Annotated in this window: 19 protein-coding genes; 7 read left to right on the forward strand and 12 right to left on the reverse strand. The window is 65.7% G+C overall.

The genetic code is table 11. The features are described from left to right. Window positions 1–10 precede the first annotated feature (10 nt). Both CXX84_RS16080 and CXX84_RS16085 read right to left on the reverse strand, forming a co-directional pair. Window positions 11–1921, reverse strand: coding sequence for an amylosucrase (locus CXX84_RS16080; protein ID WP_102977725.1), 1911 nt, complete (start codon window positions 1919–1921; stop codon window positions 11–13). A gap of 87 nt (window positions 1922–2008) precedes the next feature. Further along, the gene (locus CXX84_RS16085) at window positions 2009–2641 is read right to left on the reverse strand and encodes an AmiS/UreI family transporter (RefSeq protein WP_102977726.1); all 633 of its coding nucleotides are present in this window, start codon (window positions 2639–2641) and stop codon (window positions 2009–2011) included. 204 nt (window positions 2642–2845) lie between these two features. On the opposite strand from CXX84_RS16085, the gene gdhA reads away from it, so the two are divergent. Further along, window positions 2846–4183: an NADP-specific glutamate dehydrogenase gene (gene gdhA, locus CXX84_RS16090; RefSeq protein ID WP_102977727.1), complete on the forward strand. Its 1338-nt coding sequence runs from the start codon at window positions 2846–2848 to the stop codon at window positions 4181–4183. A 52-nt stretch (window positions 4184–4235) separates the two neighbouring features. Here gdhA and CXX84_RS16095 read toward each other — a convergent pair whose 3' ends face one another. The 6 genes from CXX84_RS16095 to CXX84_RS16120 all read right to left on the reverse strand — a co-directional run bounded on the left by CXX84_RS16095 (window position 4236) and on the right by CXX84_RS16120 (window position 11045). Then, window positions 4236–5939 carry an alkaline phosphatase D family protein gene (locus tag CXX84_RS16095; RefSeq protein WP_102977728.1) on the reverse strand — a complete coding sequence of 568 codons (1704 nt, stop codon included), beginning with the start codon at window positions 5937–5939 and terminating at the stop codon, window positions 4236–4238. A 50-nt stretch (window positions 5940–5989) separates the two neighbouring features. Continuing rightward, window positions 5990–6706, reverse strand: coding sequence for a DUF624 domain-containing protein (locus tag CXX84_RS16100; RefSeq protein ID WP_102977729.1), 717 nt, complete (start codon window positions 6704–6706; stop codon window positions 5990–5992). Further along, a complete protein-coding gene (locus tag CXX84_RS16105; protein ID WP_102977730.1) occupies window positions 6703–7635 on the reverse strand; it encodes a carbohydrate ABC transporter permease in 933 nt (310 codons plus the stop codon). Before CXX84_RS16105 ends, CXX84_RS16100 begins: the two co-directional genes overlap by 4 nt. Continuing rightward, window positions 7635–8570, reverse strand: a complete 936-nt coding sequence (locus tag CXX84_RS16110; protein WP_102977747.1) for a carbohydrate ABC transporter permease — start codon at window positions 8568–8570, stop codon at window positions 7635–7637. Before CXX84_RS16110 ends, CXX84_RS16105 begins: the two co-directional genes overlap by 1 nt. 115 nt (window positions 8571–8685) lie before the next feature. Next, window positions 8686–9966 carry an ABC transporter substrate-binding protein gene (locus CXX84_RS16115; RefSeq protein WP_102977731.1) on the reverse strand — a complete coding sequence of 427 codons (1281 nt, stop codon included), beginning with the start codon at window positions 9964–9966 and terminating at the stop codon, window positions 8686–8688. A 56-nt stretch (window positions 9967–10022) separates the two neighbouring features. Next, entirely contained in the window at window positions 10023–11045 is a 1023-nt protein-coding gene (locus CXX84_RS16120; RefSeq protein ID WP_102977732.1) for a hydroxyacid dehydrogenase, read from the reverse strand. 159 nt (window positions 11046–11204) lie between these two features. Here CXX84_RS16120 and CXX84_RS16125 point away from each other — a divergent pair, with 159 nt between their 5' ends. Genes CXX84_RS16125 through CXX84_RS16140 form a run of 4 tightly spaced genes read left to right on the forward strand, consistent with a single transcriptional unit; the run spans window position 11205 to window position 17024 of the window. Further along, window positions 11205–13184 (forward strand): heparinase II/III family protein, encoded by a 1980-nt coding sequence (locus CXX84_RS16125; protein WP_223253125.1) that lies wholly within the window; start codon window positions 11205–11207, stop codon window positions 13182–13184. Next, window positions 13181–14332, forward strand: a complete 1152-nt coding sequence (locus CXX84_RS16130) for a LacI family DNA-binding transcriptional regulator (RefSeq protein ID WP_102977733.1) — start codon at window positions 13181–13183, stop codon at window positions 14330–14332. The genes CXX84_RS16125 and CXX84_RS16130 overlap by 4 nt, the downstream gene beginning before the upstream one ends. Next, window positions 14329–15054 carry a ThuA domain-containing protein gene (locus CXX84_RS16135; RefSeq protein WP_223253126.1) on the forward strand — a complete coding sequence of 242 codons (726 nt, stop codon included), beginning with the start codon at window positions 14329–14331 and terminating at the stop codon, window positions 15052–15054. Before CXX84_RS16130 ends, CXX84_RS16135 begins: the two co-directional genes overlap by 4 nt. Window positions 15055–15104: 50 nt before the next feature. Further along, entirely contained in the window at window positions 15105–17024 is a 1920-nt protein-coding gene (locus CXX84_RS16140; protein WP_102977734.1) for a DUF2264 domain-containing protein, read from the forward strand. A gap of 41 nt (window positions 17025–17065) precedes the next feature. Here the strand turns inward: CXX84_RS16140 and CXX84_RS16145 are convergent, their stop codons facing one another. The 3 genes from CXX84_RS16145 to CXX84_RS16155 form a co-directional block, all read right to left on the reverse strand. Then, a complete protein-coding gene (locus CXX84_RS16145) occupies window positions 17066–17815 on the reverse strand; it encodes a ThuA domain-containing protein (protein ID WP_102977735.1) in 750 nt (249 codons plus the stop codon). After that, window positions 17815–18936, reverse strand: coding sequence for a Gfo/Idh/MocA family protein (locus tag CXX84_RS16150; RefSeq protein WP_102977750.1), 1122 nt, complete (start codon window positions 18934–18936; stop codon window positions 17815–17817). The genes CXX84_RS16145 and CXX84_RS16150 overlap by 1 nt, the downstream gene beginning before the upstream one ends. A gap of 196 nt (window positions 18937–19132) precedes the next feature. Then, window positions 19133–22672, reverse strand: coding sequence for a discoidin domain-containing protein (locus CXX84_RS16155; RefSeq protein WP_102977736.1), 3540 nt, complete (start codon window positions 22670–22672; stop codon window positions 19133–19135). 397 nt (window positions 22673–23069) lie between these two features. Here CXX84_RS16155 and CXX84_RS16160 point away from each other — a divergent pair, with 397 nt between their 5' ends. After that, window positions 23070–24359, forward strand: a complete 1290-nt coding sequence (locus CXX84_RS16160; protein ID WP_102977737.1) for an ammonium transporter — start codon at window positions 23070–23072, stop codon at window positions 24357–24359. A gap of 68 nt (window positions 24360–24427) precedes the next feature. Here CXX84_RS16160 and CXX84_RS16165 read toward each other — a convergent pair whose 3' ends face one another. After that, window positions 24428–25534 (reverse strand): glycoside hydrolase, encoded by a 1107-nt coding sequence (locus tag CXX84_RS16165; RefSeq protein WP_223253127.1) that lies wholly within the window; start codon window positions 25532–25534, stop codon window positions 24428–24430. A 166-nt stretch (window positions 25535–25700) separates the two neighbouring features. Here CXX84_RS16165 and CXX84_RS16170 point away from each other — a divergent pair. After that, window positions 25701–26726, forward strand: a 1026-nt coding sequence (locus CXX84_RS16170) for a DUF222 domain-containing protein (protein ID WP_146031887.1), incomplete at its 3' end; no start/stop codon positions are given.

Consider the following 26726-nt stretch of genomic DNA (forward strand, 5'->3'; position numbering starts at 1 on the left):
ACCCAATCAATCACCGGGGAGTGACAAGCAACCAGAGATATTGGCGGGGGAGGAGCATGACGCCCTCGTCGAACTGGACCGCGGCTTCGGAGAGAAGGTCGACGGCGGCGGGCAGGAATCCGCCGAAGGTTTCCGCGGGCAGGGACTGCGGCGAGTCGCTGAAGTTTGCCAGGGCCAGGACGCGGGTTTCGCCCCCGGCAGCTGCGCCGGCGGGTCGCTGGTACGCCAGGACACCGCTGTTGCGGGTGTCGAACGGGATCAGCGTGGTGCCCGCAAGCCCGGGGGTGGCCGAACGCACCTCGATCATCCTTTTCAGGCCGGCGTACACAGCACCTTCCGGCGTCGAAGCCTCGTGCCGCCGCGCGTACTGCCCGGCCGGATAGTGGGGCCGGTGCACCCAGCGGCTGTCGGCGTCGTGCCCTTCCTCCTTGGCGTAGCCGTAGTCATTGACCTGGCCAACTTCGTCGCCGAGGTACAGCAGGGGAATCCCGCCGGTGCTGAAGGCAACCGAGTGCGCCAGCAGGATCCTCTCCACAGCCTCTGCCGGGTCAACCTCCATGCCGCACAGCGACGCCGTCGTCCCTGAGATCCGGCAGTCCCCGGTCTTGGGGTTGTCCTGGAACGGCACGCCGCGGGCAAAGCTGCCGGGGAAACGGTTGACGTAGAAGGAGTTCAGGAAGCGGCGGTGGTCGAAACCGTTGATGCCCAGTTCTGCCGCGTCCTCATCCGCGAATGTCCAGCCGATATCGTCGTGGCTGCGGACGTAGTTCACCCACGAGGTGCCGGCCGGGATGTTGTGCCGCCGTTCCAGTGCCTGGGCCAGGAGTGCGACGTCGCGTGTGGCCAGCGTTTCCCAGATCAGGGCCATTTGCAGCGGGTTGTAGGAAAGCTGGCATTCGGCGGGGTCGATGTAGAGTGCCACCTCGTCCGGATGGACGATGGCCTCGGACTTGAACAGCAGTGAGGGAGCGGCGAGCCGGCACACGGCATTGAACGCCTGAAGGAGGATATGGGCCTCGGGCAGGTTCTCGCAGGGGGTGCCCAGCTGCTTCCAGATGAAGGCCACTGCATCCATGCGCAGTATGTCCACGCCCTGGTTGGCCAGGAACAGCATCTCCCCGGCCATTGCGCGGAAGACGTCCGGGTTGGCGTAGTTCAGGTCCCACTGATAGGTGTGGAACGTGGCCCAGACCCAGCGGCCGTCCTCCATCCGGATGAAGGACCCGGGGTGGTTCTCGGGGAAGATTTCCCGCACGTTCTGTTCATACGCGTCCGGCATGGTCCGGTCCGGGAAGATCCAGTAGTAATCGCTGTATTCAGGATCTCCGGCGGCCGCCTTGCGCGCCCACTCGTGTTCGTCGGAGGTGTGGTTGAAGATGAAGTCCACTACCAGGCTGATGCCGTGGCCGCGGAATTCGGCTGCGAGGTCACGGAGCTGCTCCATGGTTCCCAGCTTTGGATTGACGTCCCGGTAGCTTGAGACCGCGTAGCCGCCGTCCGAATGCGGTTCGGGTGCCAGGAACAGCGGCATGAGGTGCAGGTAGGTCAGGCCCAGTTCCTTGAAGTAAGGGATGCTGGCGCGGAGCCCGTCCAGGTTGTCCGCGTACCTGTCCACATAACAGACGCCGCCCAGCATGGTGTTGGACATGAACCAGCCGCTGTCCGCTTCCCGCCCGGCGTCGAGAACCTTCAGGTCAGCGGGACGTTCCTCCCACGAGCGTGCACTCTGGACCACCAGTGCCGTGAGCTGCTCCACCCAGTCCTGCCGCGATTCGTACAGTGTGCGGAAGAGCCGGTGCAGGTCCGGGAAATGGGCGTCGAACCTCCGTTCGAACTCAGGCCCGACGGTGACATCTGTCCGTGCAAGAGACTCAAGGACGTGCCGGCGCACCGTTTCGTCCACCCCGACGAACTCCTGCATGGAAAAACCCCTTCCGACCGCCAGCCGGCGGATCCGGCAGGGACTGGTTACGGCAGTATGCCATGGCGCCCGGCGGTGTGCGGCGGATCAAGGTTTTGGCAGGTGCAGCGGGGCAGGGGCTGCACTCCCGAGCGGGGCAGGGGCCCCACGCCTGGCCAGCAGGAGCGCTGCGACAAAAAGCAGGGCCAGAACAAGCGCAGCCAGCCATTCGATGTCCTGCCCGCGGGGCCACGCTCCCGCCAGGCCGAGGAAGCCGGGAACCGTAGCGGTCACCTGGCTTGCCAGCACCAGGGCCCAGCCAATGACCGGGTCCAGCCGGGCCCGGCCCAGGGCCAATGAGGCGAACATCAGGCCCCAAAGCACAGCCCATCCCAGCCACAGCACGGCGAGCAAAGGATCGGCGGCGAGCCAGGCCGCGGCAAGCAGTACTGCGACAAAGGCAACCATCCCGCAGAACCACCCCAGGCCTTTGGACCCGAGGTTCATCAGCGCGTCCAGGCCCGAGTAGGCATAGGTCAGCCCGAACAGGAAGATTCCTGCGGCCGTCTGCGCTGTGCCGGCGGTACCGTCCAGGGACAGGAAGGCGGCGCCGAGTGCCAGCTGGATGGCTCCCACCACCAGGCTCAGTACACCGGCGTCGCGGCGGGGCAGGTGCCCCAGGGTGGCGAGACCGTTAACCAGCAGTGCGGCGCCGGACAGGAGGAGACAGACATACGCCATCAGGGCATCCCGGTGCCGGAAAAACCGGGAGTCAGCTTTATTGCGTGGTGGATTTTCTTTGTCACATTACGGAGATTATCCGGGCCCGGGTGGCTCACCTAACAGCGTCCGGTCGTAATCCGATAAATTGAAAACCAAACCTGCCGGGACGAGGCTGCCTCTTTGTGGCCGTCCCGCGTTCCCCCCACGGTTAGGAATAAGTTCATGGATGCACGCCTGGAGGCCATCAGGGATACAGTCTTCGCCAGGAACCCTGGTGAAACCGAGTTCCACCAGGCAGTAGTGGAGGTCTTCGAAAGCCTGGGGCCCGTCCACGACAGGCACCCGGAGTTCCTTGAAGCGGCCATCCTGGAGCGGCTCTGCGAACCGGAGCGGCAGATCATTTTTCGCGTTCCCTGGACCGACGACCAGGGCCGGGTGCAAATCAACCGCGGGTTCCGGGTGGAATTCAACTCAGCCCTGGGTCCATACAAGGGCGGCCTGCGTTTCCACCCCTCGGTCTACCTGGGCATCGTCAAGTTCCTCGGTTTCGAGCAGATCTTCAAGAATGCCCTGACCGGCATGCCCATCGGCGGCGGAAAGGGTGGCTCGGACTTCGATCCGCGCGGGCGCAGCGATGCCGAAGTGATGCGGTTCTGCCAGTCCTTCATGACGGAGCTGTACCGCCACATCGGTGAATACACGGATGTCCCGGCTGGTGACATAGGCGTCGGCGGCCGCGAAATCGGCTACCTTTTCGGGCAGTACAAGCGCATCACCAACCGCTACGAATCCGGCGTCCTCACCGGCAAGGGCATTTCCTGGGGCGGATCACTGGTCCGCCCGGAAGCCACGGGCTTCGGAACGGTCATCTTCACCGAGGAAATGCTGAAGACCCGCGGCACATCCTTCGACGGCCAGCGCGTCGTGGTTTCGGGCTCCGGCAACGTTGCCATCAATGCGATCGCCAAAGCCCAGGCCCTGGGAGCCACGGCCGTGGCCTGTTCAGATTCCTCCGGCTATGTGGTGGATGAGGCGGGCATCGACGTCGGCCTTCTTCGTGAAATCAAGGAAGTCGAACGCGGCCGCCTGAAGGATTACGCCGAGCGCCGCACTGGCGTCTCCTACGTGGAGGGCGGCTCTGTGTGGGATGTCGACGCCACGGTGGCACTGCCCTGCGCCACGCAGAACGAGCTCGACGGCGACGCTGCCGCGCGGCTGGTGCGGAACGGCCTCCTGGCGATCGGCGAAGGGGCCAACATGCCTTCCACCCGCGAAGCCGTGTCAGTGTTCCAGGACGCCGGGGTGCTTTTCGGGCCGGGCAAGGCGGCAAATGCCGGCGGGGTAGCAACCTCGGCTCTGGAAATGCAGCAGAACGCCAGCCGCGACTCGTGGTCCTTCGAACACACCGAGGAGCGGCTCACCGAGATCATGGTGGGCATCCACGACCGTTGCGCGTCCACCGCCGACGAGTACGGCGACCCGGGCAACTACGTGCTCGGGGCCAACATCGGCGGGTTCGTGAAGGTGGCGGACGCGATGCTGGCCCAGGGCCTGATCTAGCGCCGCCTGATCCAGGGAGCCTGATCCAGGGGCTTGGTTCAGGGAGCCTGGCCTAGGCGCGCCTGGCGGAGGGGCGCCGCGCGGCAGCTTTGGCCGGCGTCCTCCGGGGAGCGACAGTTATGTCCGCCACCCGTTCCAGCCGGGGATGGAGGTGGTCACCGCCATCCACTACGCCCCGTTGCCACCACAGCTTCAGCCCCTCCGGCACCACTTCCAGGCAGGCAAGGTTGTTGTCGAACCAGGGACCCTTGATGCCGGACCAGCGGAACGGCGGGTCCGCGACCTTGGCTGACCGGGCAATGAGTGCTCCCACGGGCGCGGCCAGGGCATAGGACATCACCGCCCCGAAGGAACGCAGTACCCGCGGAAGCGGATTGCGGATGGGGGAGCAGACCGCCTGGATGATCCGGCTGCCGGCCGCCCTTTTCACTTCGGAGACATAGGAGAAGTGGACGTCGCCGGACAGGAAGGTGACGGATTCCGGTGCGGTCCCACGAAGTCCGTCCGCGACCTCTGCAGCCATGCCGGCCACCTTCCGGAAACTGTCCTGGAAGGCAGCCCAATGCTCCAGGTCGGCTGCCTGCCGAAGTTTTTCCCCTGCCCGGGCGGCACGTTTACCCCAGGCGCCCTCGGAGACTGCCTCGTCCCAGGCCTCGAGGTGGTGCAGGCCCATCGGCAGCAGGAACGGCAGGGACGTTGCCACCAGCAGATGGCGGAAACCTCCCTGCATCCGGGCATCCAGCCAGGCCATCTCTGCATCATCAAGCAGCGCCCGGCGGTCCGGTTGCAGGTTCCGGGCTGCCCGTGAGTCGGCCACGATCAACCGGACATCGCCGACGTCCCGGCAGTAGCTCCACCGGTAGGACTCCGGGTCCCGGTCGGCGCGTTCAGCGAACTTGTCCAGCTCCCCGCTGAGGTCCAGTTCGTCGCTGCCCCGGTGGGCGGCAATCTTCTGCCAGATGGGATCCCCGGCGCGGTCCTGCGGGGACAGGTTTCCCAGGTGCTGGTACACCCAGTAGGACGCCAGCCCCGCCACTATCCGACCATGCCACCATTCGGCGTCCTGAATCGACTCGCGCCAGCTCAGGGAGGCGTTCCAGTCGTCCCGGATGTCGTGGTCGTCAAAAATCATGGCTGTGGGCAGCGTGGAAAGCAGCCACCTGTTGGTTGGATCGGACCACGCCAGGAAGTACAGGTGTGCGTACTCCTCGAAGTCCTTGAGTTCCTCGCCGGGAGGCTCTGTCATGTCCCGCCGGGCCTTGATGAATTCCTGCATCTGCTCACTGGTGGAATCGGCGTACACCTGGTCCCCAAGGAACGCCACCAGGTCCGGCCAGGGCTCCCCACCGCCGGAACTCATTTCCAGGGCGTAGGCACGCAGCGCATCCACTCCATGGCTCCGGTTTCCGGAGGCATCGTGCGGCACACTGGTCCGGCACGAACCGTAGGCCAGGCGCAGGGGCTTGCCGGGTTTGAGCGTCGGGATCAGCGGAGGCGGCAAGGTGGCGCCTGCCTCCGGCCACACCTGCGCCCCATCAATGTCCACGGTGTAAGGGGAGGAACTGCCGGGCTCCAGCCCGTCCACTTCCACCAGCGCATAGTGGTGGCTGTGGACGGCGAAGGTCCGGGCGTCCCACTGCTTGCCCCCGGCACTGACTGTCACCCGGCTTGCGTCCCGGGTTTCCACCCAGATGCTCGCGGAGGTCTCATCCACGTACCGCATCATGGGGCCTAGCACCAGCGCTGAGGTGGTCATCTCTCAGTTGTACCCGCTGGATTCCACGGGGGCTATGGGGAAATCCGCAGCTAGGGAGTCCGCAGCGCGGCGTGGAAGGCATAGGCCGCGTTGCTCCAGACGACGAACAGCAGCGGGGCCGGTGCCAGGGCAACACCGAGCACAGGCTGGACCAGTGCTGCCGAGACGATGATGCCCAGCAGCACCAGCAGTGCCAGGGTGAGGTACCAGCGCTGGACACACAGGTACAGAGAAGCTTTGAGCAGGCTCCTGAACCCTGCGTCAGGCAGGAGTACGACGCCGGCAATCGCCAACACCGCAACGCTCACCGTGACGGCTGCGGCCACCACTATCACGGGAACCAGCACCGCCGCCGCCGGCATGGACCGGACGATCACCAGGTCCACGCCGAGGAAGAGCAGCACGGCCACGGCGGCCAGCCCCAGCGGGGCTGACCGCCGGAAGGCGTTCCGGTAGCCCCGCAGGAAGGAAACAACCGGCTTGACCGCACTGCCGTCGTCGTTCAGCCCCTTGAAGGCGGCGAACAGCCCGGCGAGCGACGGCGGCACGGTGACGGAAAGCGCAAGGAAGAACGGCCAGGCGGCGACGGGGTCTGCCACGAGGGCCAAGCACAGCACCAGCGGAGCGTTGGCCAGCGCCAGGAGCACGTTCCCGGCCAGGAAGGTGTAGATGAACCCGAAGATGCTGCCGAACGTCTCAAAGCCCGGGCTGGGAATGTGCCCCGCGAGGCCGCGCCGCCGTGCCGGGTGCCGTGCCACGGAGGTCATCCCTTCATGCCGCTCGTGGCGATGCCCTGGATGAAGTAGCGCTGACCTACCAGGAAGATGAGGAGGATAGGGATCACTGAGATCACGGAGCCGGTCATGATCATGGCGTATTCGGCGTCGAACTGGCCCACGAAGGAGCGAAGCCCCAGCTGGACGGTCCAGAGCCGGTTGCTGGTGAGGTAGATGAACGGGCCCATGTAGTCGTTCCAGGTGTTTACGAACGTCAGGAGCGCCAGGCTCGCCAGGGCCGGTTTGGACAGCGGCAGGATGACCCGCGCCCAGATGCCGTACTCGCTCAGGCCGTCGATGCGGGCCGCCTCGCACAGTTCATCGGGGATGGTCATGTAGTACTGCCGCATCAGGAACACTCCGAACGCGCCGAACGCCTGGAGCAGGATCAGGGCGTTGAAGCTGTTGGTCAGGCCCAGGTTCTGCATCATGATGTACTGCGGCACCATGTACGCCTGCCACGGCACGGCAATAGTGCCGATGTAGGCCAGGAAGAGGACGTCACGGCCCGGAAAGCGGACCTTGGAAAAGCCATAGGCTGCCAGCGACCCGGTCAGGACCTGCAGGCAGGTGATGATCACGGCCAGGTACAGCGAGTTCTGCAGGTACCCCATCATCGGAATCCGGTTCCAGATATCGCTGTAGTTGCTCCACACGAACTCACTGGGGATCCACTGGATGGGCACCGTGAGGACCTGGTTGTTTTCCTTCAGCGAGGAGGAGACCATCCAGATGAACGGCACCATGAGTGCCACCACCAGTACCGCAAGAACACCATAGATGACGAGGTCGGCGGTGCGCTTCTTCTGTGCGCGCGGTGAGCGTCTCTCCTGCGTACGACGGCGGTCCTCCGGGCTGGGCGCCAAGCCGGCGCCTGCGAAGGGTGCCTCGGCCTTGAGATCTTCGGCCATGTTGGTCATCAGCGTTCCCTCCGCTGTTGGATCTTGAACTGCAGGACGGTGACCGTCAGCACGATGAGGAACAGCACCAGCGAGATGGCGGACGAGTAGCCGAACTTCCCTTCGCCGATGCCTTCCTGGTAGATGAGCTGGGACAGCACTGTGGTGGAGCGGCCGGGCCCGCCGTTGGTCATGACCACGATGAGGTCGAAGACCTTGAAGCTGGACACGGTGAGCATGACCACCACGAAGAACGTGGTGGGCCGCAGGGACGGGATGGTGACATTCCAGAAGCGCTGCCAGGGGCTGGCACCGTCCACTTCTGCCGCTTCATAGAGTTCGCCCGGAATGGCCTGCAGGCCGGCCAGGTACAGGACCATGTAGTAGCCCATGTCCCGCCAGACGCTGGTGATGATGACGGCGGGCATGGCCCAGTCGGAGCTGGAGGTCCAGCCGGGAGTCTCGGCGATGCCGATCGAGTTCAGGAACTGGTTAATGGGGCCGCTGTCGGGGCTGAAAAGCATGTTCCAGACGACGGCGACGGCCACCAGGGAGGTGATGTAAGGGAAGAAGATGGCCACCCGGAAGAAGCCGATGCCCTTGAGCTTGCGGTTCAGCAGCATGGCCAGGAGCAGGGCCAGCGCCATGGTGAGCGGCACGTGGCCCAGAGCGTAAACCACGGTGTTGCGCAGGGCCACCCAGAACGTGTCGCTCTGGAACATGCGCTGGAAGTTCTCAAGCCCAACCCAGCGCGGCGCCGTGAACGAGGTCCATTCCATGAAGGAAAGGGCGAAGGCTGCGATCACGGGGATAAGCGTGAAGGCCAGGAAGCCCAGGAAGTTCGGCAGGATGAAAGTCCAGCCGATCAGGGTATTGCGCCGCGCCTGCTTGCGGTTGCCCCTGCTGTGCTGGGGCAACGCCGGGGCGGCAGCCGGCTCGAGTGTTTCAGTAGTCATGATGACCCGCTCCCGGAAGCCGGGGCGTTCCTCCAATTCAGGATCGGAAAGTTCTGGGTTCCGGGCCGGCGTCGCCCGCTGGGGACGCCGGCCCGGGGAAGGGCTGCTGCCTGGCTTACTTGCCCAGGACTTCGCTCTTGACGCGCTTGCCCATTTCAGTGACGCCGTCGGTGACAGAGCGCTCGCCGACCATGATCAGGTCATGTTCCTGGTTAAGGATTTTGTCCGTAGCTGCCGACTTATCGCTCACCGGCATTTCGAGGGCTGTCTCATCCGGGATAAAGGCCTTCTTGGACAGTTCGTCGGTGGGCAGGCCATCCAGCTTGAAGTACTCAGCGGTGACGGACTCGTTCTGCAGGGCAGGGACAACACCGATCTTGGAGATTGCCTTGGCGCCTTCCTCGCCGGCTGCCCATTCGATGAACTTCCTGGCTTCATCGGAGTGCACGGCGTTTTTGTTGACCGCGAAGGCCGTAGGGGAGCCGAACGTGGTGACCTTGCCGTCCGCTTTCTTCTGCGGCAGGGGAGCCAGGCCCCAGTTCACGTTGGATTTGCCGTCCTTCTTGGCCTGCAGGATGCCGGCGATGTACCAGGTGCCCATGGGCATCATGGCCGCCTGGCCCGTTTCAAACATGGTGCGGTAGCTGGTCTTCTGGCTCTTGGCCGTTCCGAAGTCCAAGGTGGCGCCGCTCTTCTGCAGGTCCAGGGTGGTGTTGTACTGGTCCTGCATGAAGCTGTACTCGCCGCTGTTCTGGTCTGCGTTGTTCTGGGCTGCTGCGATGGCCTGAACCGTGGAGCGCCAGATGTGGTGGTAGGTACCGTAGACCTTCTTGCCCTCCGCTTCTGAGCTGAGCTTCTTGGCGATCTCCGTGTACTTCTCCCAGGTCAGGTCCTTGGGGTCTTCGATTCCGGCGGCCTTGAAGAGGTCCTTGTTGTAGTACAGCAGCCAGAAGTCCTGCCGGTAGGGGGCTGCGAAGTACTTGCCGTCAATGTCGAAGGCGTCAATGCCGGCGAGGTTGTCCTTGCCAACGGTGTCCACCACGCTGTTGATTTCCTGCAGCTGGCCATTGTTGGCGTACCGGGCGTAGTCGATGACATTCTTCATGGTGAGGACGTCGGTGGTGTCGCCGCCGGCGAGCATGGTGGTGACCTTCTGCGGGTAGTCATCAGCGAGGATGTCTACCGGCTCGATGTCCACACTGGGGTTGGCGGCCTCGTAACTGTCGAACAGGGCCTTGAACTCGGGTGTGCCTTCGTAGTTCCAGACGGAAACCGTCAGGCGGGTCTTGCCCTCCTGGCTTTGGGGCTCGGCAGGGCCTGCGGCACCCGCGCAACCGGTCAGGCCAAGCCCGGCGGTGACGGCCAGGGCGATGGCAGCGAGGGTTGTGCGCTTCATTGCGTTCTCCTTTGTAGGGTTACAAGTTTGCCGTAATGGCGGTGGTTGTACTGTGGTCAGGCGCTCAGTGAGAGGTCTTCGTGGAGCACCTGGGCGAGGAGTTCCCGGCCGGTGAGGTACCGTTCCAGGTCGTCCAAAGCGGCGTCGGACATCCTCCGGGTTTCCGTTCCCAGCGAACCGGCGATGTGCGGAGTGATGATCACGTTGGGGAGGTCGTACAGCACGGAATCCGCGGGCAGGGGTTCGGGTTCAGTGACATCCAGCAAGGCCGTGATGCGCCCCGTGGCGCACTCGGCTTCCAGTGCAGCGGTGTCCACCAGTGAACCGCGGGCAGTGTTGATCAGGGTTGCGTGGTCCTTCATCGCCCGCAGCTCGGGGGCGCCAATCATGTGCCTCGTCTCGGGCAGGGCCGGAGCGTGGACCGTGACGACGTCCGAAGCCGGGAGCAGCTCCGCAAGGGGGACCAGGCGCCCGCCGGCTGCTGCCACGGCAGAGGCGTCTGCGTAGGGATCGCTGACCAGGCACGTGACGTCCTGCAGCTGCTGGACCAGGTGCACCACCCTTCGCCCAATGCGGGAAAAGCCGATGACGCCGATGGTCCGCCCGATGTTGCCAAGCTCCCCGCGACGGGTGCTGTAGCTCCAGTCCTCGCGGAACGTCCTGGCGTCGTTGGAGAGAACATGGGCTTTCTTGCCTGCCAGCACGATGGAGGCGAAGGTGAACTCGGCCACGGGAATGGCATTGGCATCCGCGCCGTTGGTCACCAGGATGCCCCGGTCCCACAGTTCCTGGCTGACAAAGCTCCGCACAGTACCGGCGCAGTGGAACACGGCCCGCAGCTTTGGCATGCGTGCCAGCACGGCAGCATCCAGGCGGGGAACGCCCCAACTGGTCAGCAGGATTTCCACCCCGGCCAGCCGGTCAGTCAGCTCAGGGTGTCTGGTGACGTCGAGCGAATCGGTCCAGGGCTCCCGGCCCAGGTCCACGAGGCCCGTGAGGCGCTCAAGCCGTGACGAGTCGAACTGATCCGCGAACGTTCCGCGGTTCATGACCAGCAGCGCCTTGGGTTTCAGTGGCACGCGACACCTCCTTTCCGGTTGTGGTGTGTCCTCGGTAGCACGTTGTCTATGCCTTGCATCACATCTAACAATCAGTAGATACTCATGAACAAGACAGTTCATCCATGCTGATCTTTATCGATCCGACACGTTCATGCTCGAACATCTGAGGAAGTCCCCATGACGCCCCCCTTCGGCAGTGCCCCACCGTCCGCAGCTGCCACGACTTTGGCCGCTGCCTGGGGAACAGCGGCTACAGCTTCCGGACTGTCCGGGCTCCTGACGGGGGCAGGGGCGCGGCTTCGGATGCCCCGTCCCGGCGATTCCCGCTGGCGTTCCGTGGGGAAAGCTGCCCTTGGGCCGTTGAGGAAGCAGGCAGGCGAAGAGCGGGGGACGCCGTGGCCGCAGCCGCTCGTGTCCCACTACGCCCGGTATTTCCGCGACGGGAACCGCACCGCCTACGAAGGGCTGGTGGGCGCGCGGCAGCAAAGGCTCACCCGGGCAGTGGCCATGGTTTTGATGTCCGACGACGGCGGCGGGCCAGTTGCCGGGCCAGGCACCGAAGCAGCTGCATGGCTGGATGAGGTGATCGACGGCGCCTACCTCCTCTGCGAGCAGAGCTCCTGGAGCTGGGCCGCGCATGACGACGTCTTCAGCCGCAGCGGCGAAGTGGTGCCGGACCGCAACCGGCCGTACCTGGATCTCGGTGCGGGGGAGGTCGCCGCGCAGCTGGCCTGGCTTGACCACGTCCTGGGAGAACAGCTGGACAGCAGGGCCCCGGGCCTTCGCCGCAGGATCCGGGAAGAAGCTTTGCAGCGCGTGGTCGAGCCCTTCCTGCAACGGATGGACTGGCACTGGCTGGGGCTGGACGGAGACGTGCACAACTGGAACCCTTGGATCCACTCCAACCTCATCGCCGCGGCACTCTTTCTGGTGGACGATCCCGAAACGCAGGCGCAGACCATCTCCCGGTGCATCGAGGGCCTGGACCGTTTCCTCGCCTCCCTTCCTGAGGACGGCGCCGTGGATGAGGGCTTCGCGTACTGGTGGAACGGTGCCGGGCTGGCCCTGAGGGGGCTCGCTCTGCTTGAGGAAGCCACCGGGGGACAGCTCGACGCCAACCTCCCGGTGGTTCGCGAACTCGTGGCCTATCCGCACCGGATGCACATCGGCGGCAACTGGTTCCTGAACGTGGCCGATGGTCCTGCGCAGGCAGCCGCAGCCCTGCCCTGGGACATGCTCCAGGGCTGGGCAGAGCGCCTTGGCGACCTGGATGCGGCCCGTCACGCAGCGGCAATGGGAGCCTCCCGGATTGATGCGGCAGCAGGACTCGGAAGAGTTCTCCACGCGCTGCTGCGCCGGGAGGAAAGGGCGGAGGAAACCCGGCCCGCCCCGCCGCTTACTTCCTCCACCTTTCTTCCCTCTGTCCAGATCATGATGGCCCGTGAGGCCGCCGGCAGCGCCCGGGGCCTGCTCCTGGCCGCCAAGGGCGGGCACAACGGCGAACACCACAACCACCGGGACGTCGGCTCCGTGGTCGTCGCCGTGGACGGGGTGCCCTTGCTGGTCGACGCCGGGCAGCCCACGTATACCGCCAAGACATTCGGGCCGGACCGCTACGCGATTCGCGCCATGCAAAGCTCATGGCACAGCGTTCCCGCCCCGTTCGGCCTGGAGCAAGGTACTGGCAGGAAATTCGCGGCGGAGGTGCTCAGGGAACCGTCAGCTGACGATCCCAAGCTGGAACTCGCTCTCGGTGCGGCCTACGGGCTGCGTCCGGACCAGTGGATCCGCAGCTCATCCCTGGACCGTGAAGCCCGGAAAGCCGTCATCGCCGACCGCTGGGACCTTCCGGTCCCGCCGGACAACGCAACGGCCGACGTCGACATTACCTACCTGGCGGCCGGCACCATCAGCATCGGGCCAGGGACAGTGACTATCCGTCCCGCCGGGATTCCCGGCGAAGGCGGAAGCAGGGGGCTTGCCCTGCGCTGGGACCCTTCTGCCGTCGTCGTACTCGTGGACGAGTGGCCGCTGGATTGCCCCCTCCTGGCAGGCGTCTGGGGAGAAAAACTGACCCGGCTGCGGTTCCGCCTGCCTGCAACACAAGAGTCCCGCGCCGCCGGGGCTTTCACCCTTACCGCGGAGGTAGCGCCATGAGCCCGGAACAACCATCCGAACCCGCAGGGAAATCCCTGTTCTCCCTGCAGCGCCGGGAACGGCTGATGGAGGAGCTCCGCGCCCACGGAGCCATCACTGTCCGCGGCATCGCAGCAAAACTTGGCGTGAGTGAGTTAACGATCCGCCGGGACGTCAATCTCCTGGCGGATGAGGGGCTGGTATCGAGAGTGCACGGCGGCGCAACCCTGCCCAGCCCGCTCGACCGTTCCGCTGCGGCCGGCCGGCCGCCGCACCACAGCTACTCCATCGGCATGGTGGTGCCGTCGCTGGACTATTACTGGCCGCAAGTCATCAGCGGCGCACGGGCCGAGGCCGAACAGCAAAACCTTCGCATCCTGGTGCGCGGTTCCGCCTATGACGCCGCAGACAACCGGCGGCAGGTCCAGGCCCTGCTCGACACGCAGAACATCGACGGGCTGATTGTGGCTCCGGATATGACCGGCGGGCATGGCCAGGAGCTCCTGCGCTGGCTTAACGCGCTGCCCATACCAGTGGTGCTCGCCGAGCGGCGCTCGCCCACTGAGGTCCCGGCACACCGGCTGGAGTGGGTGGCGACAGACCACGCCTTCGGTGCGGGCATGGCCGTGCGGCACCTCTGGCAGGAGGGTCACCGGCGGATAGGCTGCCTCACCGATTCGGCAAGCCCCACCAGCCCGCATGTGGTGCGCGGGTGGCGGCAGGCGCTGGGGGCCCTGAAGATTCCCGCGGAGGGCTCCGTGCATGAAGATTCGGCAAAGCACGTGAACGGCGGGCGGGACACACACTTTGACCACGTCCTGGAGCTGTGCCGGCAAACGGGAACGACGGCGATGCTGGTCCACTCCGACACCCAGGCGGTGGCGTTCGTGCAGCACTGCGTGGACAAGGGCCTGCAGGTGCCCGGCGACATCGCGATCGTGGGGTACGACGACGAGGTGGCTTACCTTGCCGAGCCAGCGATATCAGCGGTCCGGCCGCCCAAGCAATACGTGGGCAAGGTGGCGGTGCAGCTCATGGCAGCACGGCTTGCGGAGGGCCGGATGCGGCCTGTGCACCGGATTGAGCTCAACCCGGAATTGATCCTTCGGGAGTCCTCCGTGGGTGCACCGCGGATTCCGGCCGCCGCTGCGCTGCAGGACTCGCTGTGACGGCCGCGCCGGTGGATGGAAGCCCCGCAGTCGGACCGAAAGCCCTGCTGCTGAGCGGTGTGGGGCGCTACGCGGACCCGTGGCATCCGTTCGCCGGGACGTCCGCAGCGCTGGAAGCCATGCTGCAGGAGGCGGGGTTCGACGTCGGGATCGCCGCTGATGTGGACGGCGCCCTGGAGCAACTGGGGGAAATGGCTGCCCCCGGCCTGCCGGATCTTTTGGCGGTGAATGTGGGCCTGCCCCGTGATGGGCGGCCGTCGCCCGGTACCCCGCACGCCGCCGCCGGGCTGGCGCGCTGGCTGGCATCGGAACGCCCCCTGCTGGTGAGCCATGTCAGCTCCACCAGCTTCACCGACCTCCCGGAATGGGAGGACGGACTCGGCGGCCGCTGGATCCGCGGACAGTCCATGCACCCGGAGTACGGGCCGGCGGCCATCCACGTGCGGCCTGCTTCCGGGCCCATCGTGGAGGGAGTGGAAAACTTTACCCTGCCTGATGAACGGTACAGCTGGCTCCGTACTGCACCGGGCATCACCATCCACGCCACCCACTCCCACGAAGATGTTGAGCACCCCGTGATGTGGTCCCTGGAGCGGCTTCCCCAGGGGACGGCCCCTTCCGGGCGGACCTTCTACGACGCCTTGGGCCATGACGCCGCCTCCTATGACTCGCCGGAGCACCGCCGGCTGCTTCGCAACGCCATTGCCTGGCTGATTTCCTGACCCTTGACTACCCCTGATACTCGTGACCATCCCTGATACCTGAGGAATCCATGCCCGTCACAGCTCCTCCCGTTTCCCTGGCCCTGCCTCCGCTCGACCTGCAGCTCTCGCCGTACACGGGTCTGACCCGTGAGCACTGGTGTGCCTACGCCGACTACCTCTTGCGCTCCGCGCACCGGTATGCCACGGAGGACCACGCGAACCTGCACCTGCCCGGCGCCAACAGCGCGTACGGTCCGCGGAGTGATTCGCTGGAGGCCTTCGCCCGCACGTTCCTGCTGGCGTCCTTCCGGATGGCAGGAGACCCCGACGGCACGGGCTGGATCGCTGACTGGTACGCCAAGGGCCTGGACGCGGGTACCGACCCTGCGAACCCGGACCGGTGGCCCACACCCGGCGAGCTCGGCCAGGCGAAAGTGGAGGCGGCGTCCCTGGCCGTTGGCCTCGCCCTGACCCGGGACGTCCTGTGGGACAAGCTGCCGCAGCGGGTCCAGGAGCAACTCATCGGGTGGTTCGAAACGGTCATCGGCGGGGAGTACCCGCCCATCAACTGGGTATGGTTCCAGATTGTTGTCGAGACCTTCCTGGCCTCCGTGGGCGGCAGGTACTCGGACGAGGACATTGATGCAGGCCTGGCCGTTCACGACTCCCTGTACCGGGGCCATGGCTGGTTTGCGGACGGGCCCGAACGCGCCTATGACCACTATGTGGGCTGGGCCTTCCAGGTCTACCCCCAGTTGTGGGAGCTGATGGCACCGGCGGACCCGCGGGTGACGGCGCGGGCAAAACTCGACGGCGAAAGGCTGGCCGACTTCCTGGATGACGCTGTGCACCTGGTGGGGGCCAACGGCGCTCCGCTGATCCAGGGTCGCAGCCTCATTTACCGCTTTGCGGCTGCCGCTCCTTTCTGGGTTGGAGAACTTTCCGGCCACACCCGCCTCAGCGCGGGCGTCACGCGGCGGGCGGCGTCGGGGATCCTGGACTACTTCGTCAAAGGCGGGGCCATTACGGATAACGGGTTGCTCTCCATCGGTTTCCACGGCGAGTTCCCCGGCATGAAACAGTCCTACTCCGGGGCCGGCTCACCGTACTGGGCGGCTAAAGGCATGATGGGCCTCGCGCTGCCGGCGGACCACCGCGTCTGGACGGCCGTTGAGGAGCCCCTGCCCGTGGAAACCGGGGACACTCGGCGGCTCATCCAGGCTCCGGGCTGGCAGGTGGACGGGACGATGGCCGATGGCGTGGTCCGGATCCGTAACCACGGAACGGACCATGCGAACCCAGGCACGAAGGTGGCGGACTCGCCGCTCTATGCCCGCCTGGGTTACTCCACCGCCACCTTCCCGGACCTGGAACCGGAGTCCCTGGACAACGCCGTCGTCCTGCTGGACAACGAAGGAAAGGCCACCCACCGGACCGGCTTTACCTATCTTGGGCACAAGGACCTCGGCGGCGTGCTGGCGGGTGCCTCGCGCAGCACCGTCAACTGGATCGCCGTGGATCCCGACTCCGGACCCGACCATGGCAGCGGAGCGAGCGGCACGGCCACGCCGGGGCCTGAAGTGACGGTGGTGAGCCTGACGCGGGGCACGGTTGAGCTGCGGCTGGTCAGGGTGCGCGGTGCGGGAGCTTCCAAAGCCGGCGGGCTTAGGATCGGCGGCTGGCCCGTGGACGTTTCATCCGGGCTGGTTTCTGAGGTCCGCCCCCTTGCCGGCTTCGGCACGCTCCTTGACGACGCCGGAACCTGGCAGCGGGACGCACCGCATCCGATGGGGGACAGCTTGGCAATTCCCTGGGTTGGCACCTCAGATGCGGCACGTGACGGCGACTATGCCGCCGTCGTCGTCCTCGCAGGCCAGGGGAACACGGACGCGGCAGCCACCGTCCGCCATGTCCCCGGGGAAGGGCTCGAATTCCCTGACGGAACCGTCATCAGCCTCGAAGAGGCAGTGCAGTTTTTATCCAGGTAAGCCGACTCGAAGTCCGGAGTCCGCGTACCTGGAACAAAAAGCTATGCTTCCTCGAACCAGCCGCGGGCAGGGTTGGTCACTTCCGGAGCCGACCGGTGCAGCTCAGGCTGCGCGGCCCACTTCACGCCGTTGGCGAGGACCCGCTGGATCTGCGGGTGGTGGTACACCGGGTACTCCTGGTCGCCGGGGCTGAAGTAGAAGATGCGGCCCTTGCCCCGGGTGAAGGTGACGCCGGAACGGAACACTTCGCCCCCGGCAAAGGAACTGATGAAGATCAGGTCGTCCGGGTCCGGGATGTCGAACAGTTCCCCGTACATCTCCTGCTCGGGGATCACGATGGGGCTGTCCACGCCGTCGGCAATTGGGTGTGACGGCTTTACGGTCCACACGAGCTCGCGCTCGCCGTCGTTCCGCCACGCGAGTGAGCAGGTGGTGCCCAGCAGCTTGGTGAACACCTTCGCGAAGTGCCCCGAGTGGAGGACGATCAGGCCCATCCCGCCCAGTACGTGGCGGTGGACGCGTTCGACGACGGCGTCGCTCACCTCGTGGTGGGCCATGTGTCCCCACCAGAGCAGGACGTCCGTCTCGGCAAGAACCTCCTCGTCAAGGCCGTGTTCGTCGTCGGTGGCCAGGACCGCCGTCGTGATCTCTGCTTCGGGGTAGTAAGAGCGGAGCCCTGCGGCGATGGCGCCGTGGATGCCGTCAGGGTAGATCTCACCAATGTGCGAGGGCTCGTTGATGGCCTCGTGGACACCCTCGTTCCAGACCCGGATCTTCAGCTTGCCGTTCATTAGAGACGAACCTCCCTTTGCTCGCGCGCCGACTGGTAGCACGCGTCGATAATCTGTGCCCGGTAGAGCGCCAGGGAGCCGTCATGCCCACCCCAGACCTGCGCGCCGCCGCGGACGGCTGTCACAAAATCTTCCACCACTGCGTCATGGGCGCGGCCAGGGAGTACCGGCGGCACATAATCCGCCGATTCGCCCTCCTTGTCGGTGAACACCCGCAGCTGGCCCACCGGTGGGAAGGGGGCACCCTGGACCTTGAGTTCGGCGCCACCGTCGGTTCCGTAGACGGTGAAGTCCAGGAGGTCGTCGGTTTCCCGGTAGGTGGCCCAGCTCGCCTCGATGAGCAACGTTCCGCCGCCCTCCAGCCGGAGGAATGCCGAGGCGAAGTCCTCCACTTCGAACGCGTGGCTGGAGGCGAGGGCAGAGTAGGCGCTTCCACCGCCGCGACCCTGCGGGCCCAGCTCGGAATGGGTGGCTGCGGAGACGGCCACCACCTTTGGCTCGCCCAGGAGGTGCAGGGCGTAGTCCAGGGCATGGACGCCGATGTCAGCCAGCGGTCCGCCGCCGGCAAGCTCCGGGTTAGTGAACCAGCTGCCCAGTGTGGGGATGCCGGAGCGGCGCAGCCAGGATGCCTTGGCGTAGTAGGGCCGCCCCAGCCCGCCGTCGTCGATGACTTGCTTCAGTGCCTTGATATCACCGCGCCGGCGGTGGTTGAAGGCGACGTCCAGGACCCGGCCAGCCTTGCGCGCCGCGTCCACCATGGCCTGGCCTTCGGCGGCGTTGCGTGCGATGGGTTTTTCGCTCAGCACATGGATTCCCCGCTCCAGGGCGGCGACGGCGATGGGCGCGTGCAGGAAGGTAGGCACGGCCACGCTGATCGCGTCCACTCCACCGTGGTCCAGCATGTCCTTCCAGTCCGCGAAGGCATTGGGGATGGAGTACTCCGCCTGCAATGAGTCGCGGAGTTCCTGTTCCATCCCGGCCAGCGACACGATGCGCACGCCGTCCAGCGCCTCGTACGCCTTGAGGTGCTGCTGGCCCGCCCAGCCGATGCCGACGACGCCCACCCTCAGTTCGCTGGCCGGTTGTCCTGCTGCCTGGTGCGCTGCTGCCGCTTCTTCCATGGACTGCTCGTTGTTCAACGGTTGCTTCCTTTGGTTGCTGCCTGCCCCATGTCCTGCCATCCCGGAGCGTCCCGGGCCGGGTTTTCCCAGCATAGCTGCAGGCGAAAACGGCCGGTGCAGCACCCGCCCCCATGGCTGATGCTGCACCGGCCGTCCCTGCGTGCACCCCTCAACGGGCGCCGCGGTTTGCCAGCTCCTACCTGGCTGCGAAGTAGCTGACGCATTCTCCTTCAGTGCGGAAGCCGGGTTCGATATTCGCCGCCCAGCCGCCGTTGGAGCAGGCAGTCTTCCCCGTGACGAACGTGAGGGTGTACTCGCGAACCGTTCCGTCCGGGGCCGTGACCGTTACCGCCGCAGCGGGGTTCTCCGCAGCAGCCTGGACAACAGTCACCTTCGCATTGGTGTCCAGTGGATAGGCTGCGACGGCGGGGACAGCCGCTGAGGCCGTCAGCACGGTGTAGCCGCTGGTTCCGGCTGCGAAGCCCACTACTGATTTCTGGTCCACGAGCAGCCGGCCAAGGTCAGCCACACCGGCATCGGCAAGGCGCGTACCGGCGATGGCCACCTCCGCCACCTTCGTGTAGGAGCCGGGGGTTGCCAGCACTACGCGGATGCCGCGGGTGGTCACCGCGTCGAAGGACACCTTGGCGGGTGCGCTGGTGGTGAGCCCGGAGACGGTTCCCGCACTGGTGTCCTGCCAGGCGCCGGACCCGTCCTGGTACTGGACTTTCAGGTTTTGCGGTGCCTTCTCGGCAAGCGTGACCGTCACTGAGTCCACCATGTAGTCACGGCTGAAGCCGTAGGTCAGGCTGTCCGCGCTGCGGCCACCGCTGACCCAGTTCGACCAGCGGGTGGAGGCGTTGCCGTCGCAGGTGTTCCTGGCCACATAGGAGCCCTCCGTGTAGCTAGCCGTGACGGTGGTTGCGGGATCATCCCTGCAGATGTTGCTGCTGGCCACCCGGTCCACCACCAGGACGGTGAGCAGCGCATCGAGTGGTTTGCCGCCGTCGATGCCCGTGTCGGCTTTGCCGCGGACGGTAGCGGTTCCGGGGGTCTGGAGGGTTGCCGGGTCGAGCGTGCTCCAGTCCCAGGTGACGGCCAGGTCGTTCCTGGCGGTTGAGGTGCCCACCTGGCCGGGGACAGCGGCTGGCGCCGCAGCCTGTACCTCGGCGGGCGTCGCGCCCACTCCGACCGTTGCGGAGACAGGGTCGGTTGCGGTGTATTTTCCGACTGTCACCGTGGCCTTGGCGTCACTGAAGGTCTGGCCGTACACGTCAGTACCGCTTCCGGTGATGGTTACCGTTCCACGTTTGTTCCAGACCGCGGGATCCACGGCCTGCCACTGGACGGCGACCGGACGCCCGTCGCCCTTGGCGTAGAGGGGAGTGACGGTGGCGGGAAGGACTGGTGCTACCCCAACGGGGGTGCTGAGTTCCACGGCCCTGGTGCCGGTCAGCTTCAGGTTTGCGAGGTCAGTGAAGCTCCACGACTGGTGCGTGCTGCCGGTGGCCGTTGCCGTGGTTCCGGTGGAGGAAGCGAGCGAGACGCCCGTACCTTCAGCGGTCTGGTTGCCCGTGACCTGCAGGGCGATGGCTGCTGCCGCATTGACCAGGGACCACTGCTTGCCGTTCTCGGTGGTCAGGATCCACTGCGCCGACGGCGTCTCCTTGGCCTCGTCGAGGGTCATGGTTTTCACTATTGCTGCGCCCGACTGGCTTGCGGCTGTCACGCCGCCGCTGCCCGTCAGGACGCGTCCATCCTTGCTGGTCACCACCCAGCGGCGGTCGTGGGCAAACTCCTCACCACCAACCGCGGTGAAAGTCCACAGCTGGGAGGTGACCTCCGCCGTCGTCGTGCCGAGGTCCTGGATTGCTGCGCTGCCGTCACCGCGGGCGGTGAGGTATTTGCCGCTGGCGTCACCGGTCAGGTGGTAGGTGTGGCCGTCCTTCACCGGTGCGGCATCAGCTGCCACTCCGCTGACGCCGTCGACGACGAACGTCACTACGGATGCTGCAGGCACCTCAAGCGTCGCTGACTTTGCCGCGGTGTCGACGGCGACCGGCGTGCCTTTGACGAGCGCGTTCCGTTCGATGTCCTCCAGCGGAGACTTGGTGGTGACCACCGGGGTGACGGTAGCGCCGGGGGCAATGGTGCCGAAGCGGCTGAGGTCGATGGTGACCTTCTCCGGCGCCGGGGTGTCATTGAAGTGCACCAGCGTGGCACCGTTGCCGTCTGCGTCCACGGCGCTGGCGGTCTTGGCGTTGTCATTCTGGATCAGGAAGTCGCCGGGTTTGATGTAGTGGGTGAAGTTCCTGGTGGTGTTGTATTTCTGGTTGGTCAGGACTTTGCACTTGGCGTTCTCGGGGCTGGCCCCATCATTGACCCGACGGTTGGAGAAGCCTTCCCGGCCTTCATAGTTGCAGTCGAAGTCGATGTAAATGGAGCCCCAGCCCTTGTCGGCTTTTTCCTGCTTGTAAGTGTCCTCCACGGGCTGCCAGAAAACCCAGGCATCGGGTTCCAGCTCGCGGAGGTCATTCACCATGCGCCCGGCGATGCCCAGGCCGTTGGTGATGTTGGAGCGGTCCCACCCGCTGGTGGAATCTCCGAGTGCCGGGTTGCCGGTCCAGAAGCCGCCCACTTCGCTCATCCAGAGGGGTTTGTCGGTGGACTTGGCCAGGTCCCGGACCCGCCGGCGGTCGTTCGTGCCGTAGGTGTGCACGTTGAGCTGGGCAACAGCGTCCTTGGCCTGCTGGCTGTAACCGTGCCAGTTGGTCATGAACCTGGCGGGATCGGTCTCGTCCATCGCGGAGATGACGGCGTCCGTGCTGGTGCCGTCCTTGGCCAGTTCGGCAGCGAGAAGCTTGGTGACGCGGTCCTGCGCCGCAGGGTGGATGAGGGCGCCTTCCTGCTTCTGCGTGTAGCCGGTGGGCGGTTTACCGGTGGCCCGGTCTATGTCAGTGCCCCAGTACCCGGAGTTTGGCTCGTTGAAGGGGTCGATCGTGTCCACCGTGATGCCGCTGCCTGTTTCCAGGAGTTCGACGGCATGCTTCATGTAGGCGGCGAACTTGCCTTCCGCTTCGGGCAGCAGGTTTTCGCCCTTGGCCGGATTTACCTGTCCCGAGACGTAGCCGCTCTTTGTCATGAACCAGGGCGGGGAGTTGCTGAAGGCCTCCCAATGGGTGATCTGCTGGTCCGCCGCCAGCCGCTCGACCCACCAACGCTGGTTTTGGTCCGCGTCCGGGTTGTACGATGCCGGATCATCGGGGTTCCACTGCTGGAGGAACGCAAGCTTGTTGGCCTGGGCCGGGTCCACGGAACCGTCGGGGTTGTAAAGGTTTGATGGGGCTGTGCCAGCCGGAGGTTCTGTCACCGGCTTCCACCAGCCCTCCACCGCGCTGCCGTCATTAAGGTAGTCCCGGACATCCGAGGCATTCCCTCCGCCCACGTTGTAGCGGGCGATGTTGAGGTTTAGGCCGTCCTCACCAAATACTTTCTGGTAGAGCTCCTCGCGCAGTTCAGGAGAGTAGCCGGCAGTTGCGTTGGCGAACCAGACCAGGCTGGTTCCCCAGCCCTGGAAGGCCTCTCCGCGGCTGGCCGGGTTGGGCGTGATGGATACAGGCGTGGCTTCTGCCGCTGCGGCCGGGGTTGCCGGCAGCAGCACCAGGCCCGCTGCTGCCGTGACCGCTGCTGCCAAAGCCGCCACCGGCCTTTGTGTTCGTAGGACGGAAAACGTCATCGTTATACCTCTCGGGTGCGTTGCTGGTCCCGGCAATGCGTCGGGGAGACCGGGCACAGCGAGACTATGGTCGGGCCGGGCCTTGAACAAGATGATCGAACACGCTCGTTCACGGTTGGTCGTGGCTGATCACGGTGGAGACGAGCGTGCAGGACGCCCCAAACACGTCGCCGCCTGCCTGCTCCTGCGCTCAGTGGGACAGCTGAAACTCACGGGTGGAGGACGGAAACGACCATTTAACCGGCTGGAAACCCAGCTCGGAATGCCCGCCCTACAGTTGGATCCAGGTGGCAACAACTGCCCGCCGTTCAACGCGGTACTGCCCCCGTGTCCCTCCTTCCGAGTGGCTCCAGCTGGCGGTTTCCGTTCTCTTCTCGCCTCACGAAAGGGGTTTCCCATGGACTCGGGAAATGTTGCTTGGATTTTGGCCAGTTCAGCGCTGGTCTGCATGATGATCCCCGCCCTGGCCCTCTTTTACGGGGGCATGGTTGGGTCGCGCCGCATTCTCAACATGATGATGATGTGCTTCGGCGGCGCCAGCCTGGTGGCCGTTCTGTGGGCACTGTTCGGGTACTCACTTGCCTTTGGCAACTCAGTGGGCGGGTTGGGGCTGATCGGTGACATCACCGAGTTCCCCGGCATGGGGCAACTGCTGGCCGCCGATGAAGAAGCGTCCATCCCGGTCATCCTGTTCGCCGCCTTCCAGCTGTTTTTCGCCTGCGTCACCACGGCGCTGGTGGCCGGCGCTGCAGCCGGCCGCATGAAGTTCGGGGCCTGGATGCTGTTCTCCGGTATCTGGGCCACCATCGTCTATTTCCCCGTCGCCCACTGGGTGTTCGCCTTTTCCTCCGCTGACGGCAGCGTGGCCGGAGGCTGGATTGCCAGCGGCATCAAAGCCATCGACTTCGCCGGCGGCACCGCAGTACACATGAACGCCGGCGCAGCCGCCCTGGCCCTCGCCCTGGTCCTGGGTAAAAGCTCCGGCTGGCCCAAGGTGGAACATGCCAAGCCGCACAGCCGGCCGCTGGTCCTCATCGGCGCCGGGCTGCTCTGGGTGGGCTGGTTCGGCTTCAATGCAGGCTCTGCTTTGTCCGCCGGCCATTCAGCGTCGGTAGTGTTCCTCAATACCGCAGTAGCTGCCTCGGCAGGACTCCTGGCATGGGCACTGGTGGAGCGGCTCCGCCGTGGCGCCACCAGCAGCATGGGGGCCGCGTCCGGCCTGATCTCCGCCCTCGTGGCCATCACCCCTGCCTGTGGTGCCGTGAGCCCCCTCGGCGCGGTGGCCATCGGCGCTATCGCCGGGGCGGTGTGCTCGCTGGCCATCGAACTGAAGTTCCGCCTGGGATTCGACGATTCACTCGATGTTGTCGGCGTCCACCTGGTGGGCGGAATCCTGGGCACTTTGCTCATTGGCCTCTTTGCTACCGACGCCGCACCAAACGCCGTTAGCGGCTTGTTCTATGGCGGCGGTGTTGAACAGCTCGGTATCCAGGCCCTGGCCACCGTCACGGTCCTGGCCTATTCGTTCGGCATCACCTGGGTCCTGGCGAAGATCCTCGACAAGACCGTTGGGCTGCGCATCAAGCCCGAGGACGAGATGCGCGGCATCGACCTCGCAGCCCACTCCGAGCTTGCCTACCTGACGGACGAGGATCCGGTGGAACTGGGGTCGCCGCAGCGCGGATAGTGCCTGCGGTGCTGACGATGCAGGGGCGGCGCCGGGTGCCTGGCGGTCCTAGTGTGCAGGTGCCGTGCTTAGTGTTCGATGCAGACCAGGTTTCCGGCCCTGACCTCCAGTGTGGCAGCGCGGATATGGCTCAGGTGTGTCTTGGGGTCCGGCTCCATGGTGTCGATGTCCTCGCCGCCCCAGTAGGGATGCGTGAAATAGACCAGCAGGGCGCGTTCGCTGCCGTCCTCCTGCGGTTCCAGCGGAACCACGTCAGCGTGGCGTCCGACGACGGGCCTCCCGTCCAAGGACTCCGGGTGCGTGAGGATCAGCCCGCCCAGGTGCTCCTGCCGGACCCAGTTGCCCGCCGCGTCGTTGGAGCGGTAGACCGCCTGGCCCCGCCATTCATCCACGATCATCCAGTAGGTTCCCTCCAGCCGAAACACCTTGGGCCCCTCATGCGGACGGCCGGGGATGATGACACCTTCCGGGGTCCAGGACGAGGGGTCCCGGGGTGTATCGCTCACCGCGCTGTGCGTGTTCGAGCCACGGGCCTCGTCCTTGTACCAGAGGCGGTACCGGCCGTCCCCGCAAGGTGCGACGGCGGCATCAATCACCCTCGGCGAGTCGAGGTCAATGGTGCCGAGGTACTCCCATGTCACCAGGTCCTTGCTGGCCAGCTGCACGATAGCCGCGCTTCCGGTCCAGTCCTCCCGCACTCCGCCCAGGACGGTCAGGTACATCAGCCATTCATCGCCGATCCGTACGACGTCGGGCGCCCAGAGGGTTGCCGGCAGTTCAGTGTCCGGCGACACCAGACCGTCCACTGTGCCTTCATAGTTCCAGGTGGTTCCGCCGTCCGCGGAGCGGGCAATACCGATGGCGGTGCCGTGCACCCACTCCACACCGGAGAGCCCGGCCGCCGTGGCCCGGCGCTGGGTATAGAACAGCACCCACTCGCCGGTCCGGTGGTCAGGAACCAGGATGGGATCAGTGGGACCGTCCCAGACGGGGTCTCGGTAGGGGGTGGCGAACGCATCCGGGCGCAGGGGAGTGATTAACCGGAAAGCGCCGGTCGTGGCCGGCTTTTTGGCGGCTTGGGTTTCCGGAGTGCCCGCCGTTCCAGGGACTGGGACAGCGGACGTGGTTGTAGAGCGCATGACGGCGATATCTTCGACAGCCTTGGGCGGATGCATCTCTTCTCCAACGTTGTAGTTCCGGGCCTTCCTACAGCTTATGCAACATGTGAGGCCTTGGCCATGCGGCTGCCCCTGACGCCAACGGCAGCCATGTACATGTACCGCGCAACGGCCCTGCCAACCGTCCCCGGTAAATGTCACACCCCCTTGCCATGATGGAGTTATGGGCAGCGAAGCGGTGGAGAAGGCGTTTGCGGACATCAAGGCCGCCCTTGCTGTGCTCAATGCTGAGGTGGACGGGTGTGGTTCGGAGCCGTTTTCCGCTGCTGATCCTTTGGCTGCACTGGCCGATGGGACCCTGGACATTCTCGCCGGCGCCAAGGAGGCCGAAGCCGGGCTCGCAGGCTTGAAAGCCCGTGCTGCCGTGAAGTACGCCGACATAGCCCAAGCCCTGGCGCCGGACATGCCGGCGCGGGCGCAGGAGATGGCTGTCGCCGCCGAGGTCGGGTCAGTGCTGGCCATCGGGCCACGGGCCGCAACCGCGTTCCTGGCCGCATCCCATGCCCTGGACAGGCGCTTGCCATTGACCCTTTCGGCCCTCCGGGCCGGGACGATCTCTTGGCAGCACGCCCTGGCCATGGCGGACGAGGCAGCCACCCTCGACCCGGCCGGAGCCGCGGCCCTGGAAGCCCACTTCCTGGACCCGGGCACGCCCAGGCCAGCCGCGGCAGCCCTGATCGGGGAAATGCCCGCACACAGGTTCAAGCACAAAGCCCGCACCTGGCGCGAACGCCACCACGCCGAGTCCATTGAGAAACGCCACGCCAAGGGCTTGGCAGATCGGCGCGTCGAATGCAGGCCGGACCAGGACGGCATGGCCTGGCTCTCTGCCTACCTCCCCGCTGACCAGGCACTGGCAGGCTGGAACCGCCTCAACGCCCTCGCCCGGGCCGCACAAGGACCCGACGAGCCCCGCACCCTCACCCAACTCCGGGCCGACACATTCGCCTCAGCGATCCTCACCAGCGGCACCAATGGCGGTACCAGTCGCGGGAGTGGTAACAGTTCCGGCGTCCATGCAGGGACCAGCTCCGGCAACCGGGCGGGTAACGGCTATGGCGGCAACGGCGACGGGGCGGGAAGCGGCGTCGGGGCGGGTAGTACCGACGGGACGGGCGCAGGAACGGATCCCACCCCGTCGTCGACGATCCGGGCGCAGGTGCTCGTCACCGTGCCGGTGTTCGCCCTC

Source organism: Arthrobacter sp. AFG7.2, from assembly GCF_002892835.1.
Lineage (GTDB): Bacteria > Actinomycetota > Actinomycetes > Actinomycetales > Micrococcaceae > Arthrobacter.